We start from the raw sequence: 7116 nt of genomic DNA on the forward strand, positions 1-7116 counted from the left end.
TACCGGAAAGCGACAGCTCAGAGCCCGTACGCCTCGAGCAGCCGCAGCCACACCTCGCTGATCGTCGGGAACGCCGGGACCGCGTGCCACAACCGGTCCAGCGGCACTTCGCCGACGACCGCGATCGTCGCGGAATGCAGCAGTTCCGCCACATCCTGGCCGACGAACGTGACGCCTAGCACGACCCCGCGTTCGGGGTCCACGACCATGCGCGCCTTGCCCTGGTACCCGTCTGCGTGCAGGGAAGAACCGGCGACCGCGATGTCGATGTCCACCACCCGGTCCGCGGATCCGTCGCGGGCCTCGGTCAGGCCGACGGACGTCACCTCGGGGTCGGTGAACACCACTTGCGGAACCGCGTGGTGATCGGCGGTCGCGCTGTAGCGGCTCCACGGCTCGGTCGAGATCTCCTCGCCGCGAGCCCGGGCGGCGACCGCGTCCCCCACGACGCGAGCGGCGTATTTCCCCTGGTGGGTCAGCAAAGCGCGACCGGTGACGTCGCCCGCCGCGTACAGCCAGCCACCCTCCACAGCGGACACTCGGCCGCTCTCGTCCACCTCGAGCGGACGGTCGGTGGGCAGTCCCAGCACGTCCAGCCCGATCGAACTGGTCGCCGGAGCGCGGCCGGTGGCGACCAGGAGTTCGTCGACCGCGATCTCCTCGCCGCCGGACAGCTTCAGCCGCGTCCCACCGTCCACACTGGACACTTCGCTCAAGCCCGAGCTGGCGTGCACCCGAACCCCCGCCTCGCGCAAGCCCGCCAGCACCAGGTCGCCGGCGAACTCCGGCAGCCGCGGCAGCGGGCGTTCGCCGCTGATCACGAAGTCGACGCGCGCGCCGAGCCGGGCCCACGCCTGCGCCATCTCCACGCCGACCACGCCGCCGCCGAGGACGCCGAGGCGTCCGGGAACCTCGGTCGCCGAGGTCGCTTCCCGCGAACCCCACGGCTTGATGGTGTCCAGACCGGGAATCTTCGGCGTGCGCGGGACGCTGCCGGTGCACACGATCACCGCGTGCCGCGCGGCGAAAACGCGGCCGTCGTCGAGCGTGACCTCTCGTTCGCCGCTGATCCGGCCGTAGCCGCGCACGGGTTCGAGTCCCGCGCCCCGCGCCCATTCGATCTGGCCGGAGTCGTCTCCCTTGCCGGTGAACCAGTCGCGGCGCGCGAGCACCTTCTCCGCGTCGAGCGCGTCGCCGATCGGCACGCCGGGCATCCGCTTGGCCGCGGCGAGCAGGTTTCCCGGGCGCAGCAAGGCCTTGCTCGGAATGCACGCCCAGTACGAACACTCCCCGCCGAACCGTTCGTGTTCGATCAGGGCCACCTTGAGCCCGCCCTTGGCGGCCCGTTCGGCGGCCACTTCCCCGACCGGACCCGCCCCGACGACCACGACGTCGAAAGTCTCTGCTGCCATGCGGACAGCGCACACCACCGCGCGGGTTCGCGCAAGCCTGCCGGTATTCTCGTACGAGAGCTGCAAGAAACCGGCGGCACCGCGAAATCCGGGTCGTCGCCGTGCCGGTTGCACGCACGACCACGATCGAGCACGGGAGGCTCCCATGGCGAGGAACACTGCTGTCCGCACTCTCGACGACCTGACCGGAGGACGCGCGGCCGAGACCGTCGCGTTCGCGCTGGACGGCGTCGAGTACGACATCGACCTGGGCGCCCGCAACGCGGCGGCGCTGCGGCGGCTGCTGGAGCGCTACGCCAAGGCCGGCCGCCGGACGGGCGGCCGGAAGCTGCGGCCGCGGCTCGTCGCCGGAGCGAAGAAGGCCGAGGCCAAGCCGGCCGCGGAGAAGGCCGTCGCGGCTGGCAAGGCCGGAAAAGCCGTTGCTGGCAAGAAGACTGCCGCCGCCAAGACTGCCCGAACGAGTGGCGCGCGCAAGGCGCCCGCCAAGACCGCGGCGGCCAAGACCACCGCCAAGTCGGCAAGCGCGGCGGCGACCAAGACCGCGACAAAGTCCACGAAGGCCACTGCGGTCAAGGCTCCCGCCGCTGCGAAGGCGAAGACCGCGAAGACCGCGACCGTTAAGGCGACCGCGAAGGCCGCGCCCGCACCTGCCGCACCCGCGAAGACCGCCGCTCCGGCGCCGGCCAAGCCGCGTCGCCGGGCTGCCAGCGCCGTGCCGCAGGTCCTGTTCTCCGCTCCCGGCAACTGATCCGTTCCGGGAAGGGCTCCTTGCGGGAATCTGATTCCGGCGAGGAGCCCGTCCCGGCATCTCGGCCAGGGTGCCCGAATGTGCCGGTCAGGCAAGGCGATTACGAGCGCTGGCGTCCCTCGGCGTGCCACTGCGGGTATTCGTAGCGGCTCCAGAGCAATGCCCGCTGCCGTGCCAACTCCCCCGCCGTCGGCTCGCGCGGAGGGAGCGGGCCGAGCAGTCCCGCCGCGGCCGCGCGGACGGTGTCTTCCACTTCCGCCAGCGGCAGCCGCACGCCGTGGTCGAGCAGGGACGCGACCTTGCTCCGGTGCGAATCCAGCGGTTTGGGGTCCGGCGGCGGGCCGGTGAGGTACGCGCCGACGCGCGCGGCGTCGGTGTCGACCAGCAACGTCGAATGCGCCAGCAGCACGTCCTTGGTCCGGAACACCGCGAAGCCGCACAGTTTCGCGTCGCCGACGAAGATCCCGCGGTCGCCGATCCGGGCCGGGAGGCCGAGTTTCTCCACCGCGGCGGACATCACGAGTCCGAGCATTTCCAGCGGACGCGGCGCGGGTCCGGGAAGCACGAGCGTCACGTTGAGATTGCCCGGGTCGTGGAACACCGTCCCGCCGCCGCTGGCTCGGCGCAGCACCGGAACGCCGTCGCGCGCACAGTCTTCGACGCGGACTTCGCGGGCGATGCGCTGGCCGCGGCCGACGACGACGCACACCGGGTTCCGCCACAGCCACACCACCGGACCCGGCGGGCCCTCGCGCAGCAGGGCTTCGTCGAACGCCAGGTTTTCGGCTGGGTCGGCGAATTCGGCCCGGACTTCCGACCCGCTCGGCATAGCGTTCCTCCACGATCAGCTGGACTTCGGGATCGTAGAGCAGGCTCAGGAGACGGCCGGTCCGAGCAGGTCCCAGCGGTTGCCCGCGATGTCGCGGAACACGACTACCCGGCCGTACGGCTCGGTCCGCGGTTCGCCGAGAAACTCGACGCCGGCGTCGGCCATCCGCCGGCAACTGGCCTCGAAGTCGTCCACGCGCAGGAAGAACCCGACGCGTCCGGCGTGCTGGTCGCCGACCGCGCGGGCCTGGCGCTCGCCGTCGGCTCGGGCGAGGAGGATGCCGGTTTCGCCGCCGGGCGGGCGGACGACCACCCACCGTTTGGGGCGGCCGTCGTTGGTCCGCGACGGGGAATCCTCGACCAGGTCGAATCCCAGCGCGCGGGTGAAGAAGCCGATCGCCTCGTCGTAGTCGTCGACGATGATCGCGGTCAGGTGCAGGAAATCCATGGTCGTCAAGGCTGCCAGTGCGGCACGCCGAGGAGAATCATCCGGAGCCGTTTTTCCGCCGCGGCCAAGACGCGCTCGTCGGCGGCGGTGTCGCCGGGACGGATTTCCAGCAGTTCGGCGACCGTGCCGAGCATCGCGGTGACGATGAGGTCGGCCAGCAGGTGCAGGTCCTCGGTGGGCCAGGTGCGCAGCGGATCGAAGCGCGCCAGGTCCAGGGCGAGGTCGCTGGAGAACATCCGCATCTCGACCGCGATCGCCCGGGACACCGCGCCGGCTCCGGCGTAGCGCTCGCGCGTGACGAACCGGAAGTGGTCCTCGTGCTCGCGGACGTGCCGGTGCAGCGTGCGCACCGAAGCCCGGATCATGCCGCCGTAGCCGCTCTGCTCGGTCCGCGCGCCGCGAAGCATGCCGCGCAGCGTGCGCGTGGTCTCCTCGACCAGCGCCACGCCCAGCTCCTCCATCGACGAGAAATGCCGGTAGAACGCCGTCGGCACGATGCCCGCGCCCTTCGCGACCTCGCGCAGCGAGAGGCTGGCGAAACTCCGGTCGGCGAGCAGGTCGAGCGCCGCGTCGAGCAGCGCCTGACGGGTGCGCTGTTTGCGCTCCTGCCGGCTCACCGGGCCGGCCGGCTCCTCGGCTGCGGACACGTCGAGCAGCGTACTGGCGATCGTCGCATGGCCCACGTCACATCACCTCGCTTCCGCGTTGACAGGCCCCCCGGCCTTGCCCCCACACTAGTCAGTGTACGACTGTGCACTCAAACTTCTGGAGGGGTGATGACCGCACTGCTCCCGCGCCGCGTGCGCGGGCTCGTCTCGCTCGCCGAGGCGCTGCTCACCCCGCACGGCGCGGACCGGTACCTCGAACTGGTCGACCCGATGCTGGTGCGGCGCGAGATCCGCGGCCGCGTCACCGCCGTGCGGCATCAGACGCCGGACACCGTGACCTTCACCGTGCGGCCGAGCCGGGCGTGGCAGGGCTTCCGCGCCGGGCAGTACGTGCGGATGCAGGTGGAGATCGACGGCGTGCGCCGGACCCGCTGCTACTCGCCGTGCGGCGCGCAGGGCAGCGGCGACCTGGAGTTCACCGTGAAGGCCGACCCGAAGGGGCTGGTGTCGCGGCATCTGCAGGAGACCGCGGTCGGTGCGGTGGTCGGGCTTTCCCCGGCGGACGGCGAATTCACCCTGCCGTCGCCGCGTCCGGACCGGATCCTGCTGATGAGCGGCGGCAGCGGCATCACGCCGGTGCTGTCGATGGCCCGGACGCTCGTCGCCGAGGGACACCCCGGCGAGATCGTGTTCCTGCACTATTCGAACACTCCGCAGGACGCGCTCTACCGCGCCGAACTGGCCGAACTCGCCACGCGGCATCCGGCGTTCCGCGTGGTCCACGCACACACCCACGCCCGTCGCGGCGGCGACCTGCACGGCCTGTTCTCCGTCGAGCACCTGGAGAAGGCCGCGCCGTGGTTCCGCGAGGCCGAGACCTTCCTCTGCGGCCCCGCTCCGTTGATGGCCGCCGCCCGGGAACTCTTCGAAATCGAAGGGTTGAGTGCACAACTGCACACCGAAGAGTTCACCGCAGCGCCGTTGCCCTTCGCCGCGGAGGCGGCCGAGGGCCGGGTGCGGTTCGCCCGCAGCGGCCGGGAGTGCGACAACTCCGGCAAGCCGCTGCTCGAACAGGCCGAGGACGCGGGCCTGACGCCGGAGCACGGATGCCGGATGGGCATCTGCTTCTCGTGCACGCAGCTCAAAACCGCCGGACGCGTCCGCAACGCCCGGACCGGCGAGGTCTCCGGCGAGGAGAACGAAGAAATCCAGCTCTGCGTCAGCGTCCCTGTCGGGGACGTCGAAATCGACGCCTGACCACCGGAGGATGCAGTCATGACCGGTTTGCAGGACCGCCTGACCCCCGCCCAGGTCGAGGAGTTCGGCCGGGAACTCGACGCGCTGCGCCAGCGGATCGTCGACGACCTCGGCGAGGACGACCTCGAGTACCTTCGCAAGATCATCAAAACCCAGCGCGCGCTGGAGGTGACCGGCCGCGGCCTGCTGTTCGCCGGCTTCCTGCCGCCCGCGTGGCTGGCCGGCGTCGCGGCGCTGTCGGCGGCGAAAATCCTGGACAACATGGAGATCGGCCACAACGTGATGCACGGCCAGTACGACTGGACGCGCATCCCGGAGCTGAGCTCGCAGCGTTTCGAATGGGACACCGTCGCGCCGGCGGAGAACTGGCGGCACTCGCACAACTACATCCACCACACCTACACGAACATCGTCGACAAGGACCGCGACGTCGGCTACGGAATCCTCCGGATGGACCCGGCGCAGAAGTGGCACCCGTACTACCTGGGCAACCCGGTGTACGCGACGCTGCTCGCGCTGCTGTTCCAGTGGGGCGTGATGCTGCACGACCTGGAGGTGGACCGGGTGGTGAAGGGCGAGCGAACCTGGGCGGAGAACGTGCCGGTGCTGCGCCGGATCGTCCGCAAGGCCGCGCGCCAGATCGGCAAGGACTACGTCCTGTTCCCGCTGCTCACCGGCCCGCTGGCGCCGCTGACGCTGCTGGGCAACGCGAGCGCGAACCTGGTCCGCAACCTGTGGGCGTTCGCGATCATCTTCTGCGGCCACTTCCCGGCGGACGTGGAAAGCTTCACCGAGGAAGAGACCGAGAACGAAACGCGCGGCCAGTGGTACCTGCGCCAGATCCTGGGCTCGGCGAACATCACCGGCGGCCCGCTGTTCCACATTCTGTCGGGGAACCTGTCGCACCAGATCGAGCACCACCTGTTCCCGGACCTGCCCGCGCGCCGCTACCCGCAGATCGCCGCCGAGGTGCGCGAAATCTGCGAACGCTACGGCCTGCCCTACAACACCGGCCCGCTGCACCGCCAGCTGTGGTCGGTAGCGAAGAAAATCGTGCGGCTGGCCCTCCCCGGGAAACCGGCCCCGACCGCTACCGTAGACCCGGAACGGCAACTCCGAGCAGCCTGAGGAAGCCCATGGTCGGCCCATTCGAGAGTGGCAAGGACACCGTGCAGGAGCTGACGGAGTCCGCGGCCACCCACATCGGCAACATCGCCACCATCATCACCGGCGCGGTCCGCGACATAGCCCGCGAAACGGGCGACTGGTTCACGGACCTGATCGAAATGCGCGAAGCAGCGCAACGCGCGAAGGAAGACGAAGCCCGCCTGACCCAACCGCCAGAAACAGACTGACTTCGCTCCACCCGCTCGGCAGGCGCTCGTGAGGAACCCTCACGGCGCCACCCGGCCGTGAGGGGCCCCTTCACGGACTTAGATTCCCTCAAGGGGCCCTTCACGGACCACTCCCGCCCGCCGCCCGCCCGCGACGCCGCCGATGCGGGCTTGGGTGCGCCCCACACCCAACGCCGCGTTCAGTGCATTCCCCGCACCAAACGCGGCATTTCGGCGCATCCCCCCGCACCCAATCACACCTTCGGGCGCAAGGCCGACCACAAACCCGCAGCCACTGCACCCACCTCTCGAGGCACCCAGCCCCTCCCGCTGACCAACCCACCCGAACCGCGCACCACCCCATAAACCGCAGCCACTGCACCCACCCCTCGAGGCACCCAGCCCCCGCCCTGCACCCCGATACGAAGCCTCCCTGCGGGCGGTGGGTGCTTGTCAAGGCACGCTTTCCCGCCTTGACAAG

Annotated in this window: 8 protein-coding genes; 4 read left to right on the plus strand and 4 right to left on the minus strand. The window is 70.5% G+C overall.

Going from position 1 to position 7116, the window contains the following annotated elements:
• Nucleotides 1-17: 17 nt before the first annotated feature.
• Nucleotides 18-1412, minus strand: a complete 1395-nt coding sequence (locus L942_RS20460) for a dihydrolipoyl dehydrogenase family protein (protein WP_037362737.1) — start codon at nucleotides 1410-1412, stop codon at nucleotides 18-20.
• A 145-nt stretch (nucleotides 1413-1557) separates the two neighbouring features.
• Between L942_RS20460 and L942_RS20465 the strand changes: the two genes are divergently transcribed.
• On the plus strand, nucleotides 1558-2160 hold the full coding sequence (locus tag L942_RS20465) for an Lsr2 dimerization domain-containing protein (protein ID WP_037362740.1): 603 nt from the start codon (nucleotides 1558-1560) through the stop codon (nucleotides 2158-2160).
• Between the two features lie 100 nt (nucleotides 2161-2260).
• Here the strand turns inward: L942_RS20465 and L942_RS20470 are convergent, their stop codons facing one another.
• The 3 genes from L942_RS20470 to L942_RS20480 are packed head-to-tail and all read right to left on the minus strand — an operon-like array spanning nucleotide 2261 to nucleotide 4119.
• Nucleotides 2261-2989, minus strand: a complete 729-nt coding sequence (locus tag L942_RS20470; RefSeq protein ID WP_037362743.1) for a lipoate--protein ligase family protein — start codon at nucleotides 2987-2989, stop codon at nucleotides 2261-2263.
• Between the two features lie 45 nt (nucleotides 2990-3034).
• Nucleotides 3035-3436 (minus strand): VOC family protein, encoded by a 402-nt coding sequence (locus L942_RS20475; RefSeq protein WP_037362762.1) that lies wholly within the window; start codon nucleotides 3434-3436, stop codon nucleotides 3035-3037.
• A 5-nt stretch (nucleotides 3437-3441) separates the two neighbouring features.
• Nucleotides 3442-4119, minus strand: coding sequence for a TetR family transcriptional regulator (locus L942_RS20480; RefSeq protein WP_037362746.1), 678 nt, complete (start codon nucleotides 4117-4119; stop codon nucleotides 3442-3444).
• A 93-nt stretch (nucleotides 4120-4212) separates the two neighbouring features.
• Between L942_RS20480 and L942_RS20485 the strand changes: the two genes are divergently transcribed.
• From L942_RS20485 to L942_RS20495, 3 genes are read left to right on the plus strand one after another with little or no spacing between them, the layout of a single operon-like run.
• On the plus strand, nucleotides 4213-5301 hold the full coding sequence (locus tag L942_RS20485) for a ferredoxin reductase (protein ID WP_037362748.1): 1089 nt from the start codon (nucleotides 4213-4215) through the stop codon (nucleotides 5299-5301).
• Nucleotides 5302-5319: 18 nt separating this feature from the next.
• Nucleotides 5320-6429, plus strand: coding sequence for a fatty acid desaturase family protein (locus L942_RS20490; RefSeq protein WP_037362751.1), 1110 nt, complete (start codon nucleotides 5320-5322; stop codon nucleotides 6427-6429).
• A gap of 8 nt (nucleotides 6430-6437) precedes the next feature.
• Entirely contained in the window at nucleotides 6438-6656 is a 219-nt protein-coding gene (locus L942_RS20495; RefSeq protein ID WP_037362754.1) for a hypothetical protein, read from the plus strand.
• Nucleotides 6657-7116: the final 460 nt, after the last annotated feature.

This window comes from Amycolatopsis orientalis DSM 43388 (genome assembly GCF_000411975.1).
GTDB classification, from domain to species: Bacteria; Actinomycetota; Actinomycetes; order Mycobacteriales; family Pseudonocardiaceae; genus Amycolatopsis; species Amycolatopsis orientalis_D.